At 45.1% G+C, this 512-nt stretch carries 1 protein-coding gene; it reads right to left on the bottom strand.

What is annotated here, in order from left to right; translation table 11 throughout:
- The coding region (locus tag CLHUN_RS21740) for an IS256 family transposase (RefSeq protein ID WP_207559209.1) at nucleotides 1-512 on the bottom strand (512 nt) is incomplete at both ends.

The raw sequence follows: 512 nt of genomic DNA, 5'->3' as shown, positions 1-512 counted from the left end.
CTGACTTGAGCTGAAAACTTGAACATAGGGCTGATGACATCCCAGTTCTCTTCCCATCGTTTCATAGCGTTCGGATATTTCTTGGACCATTTTTCCATAACGGCATGCATCTGCTCATATCCCAATTCCTCTGTAGATGCATGGTAGATTGTTTTAAGGTCTGTTGCGAATGCTTTTCTATCTTTATCAGGAACATATTTGAGTGTGTTGCGCACCACATGTACGATGCAACGCTGATATTCTGTCAGGGGATATGCGGCATCTACCGCTTCTTTCATCCCCGGCAATCCGTCTGCACACAGTATCAGAATATCCTGTACTCCCCGGTGCTTCAATTCATTAAGCACACTCAGCCAATATTTGCTGCTTTCATTTTCTCCGATGGCGATGGTCAGGACTTCTTTGTGCCCCTCTTCGCTCACTCCCAGGATGACATAGGCTGCCTGCTTTTTGATGATGCCATTGTCCCGCACATTAAACACAATGGCATCAATGAACACAATAGGATATAC

The organism is Ruminiclostridium hungatei (assembly GCF_002051585.1).
GTDB lineage: Bacteria > Bacillota > Clostridia > Acetivibrionales > DSM-1351 > Ruminiclostridium > Ruminiclostridium hungatei.
Note: the sequence above shows the minus strand (reverse complement) of the source record. Positions and strands in the feature narration are given on the sequence as shown.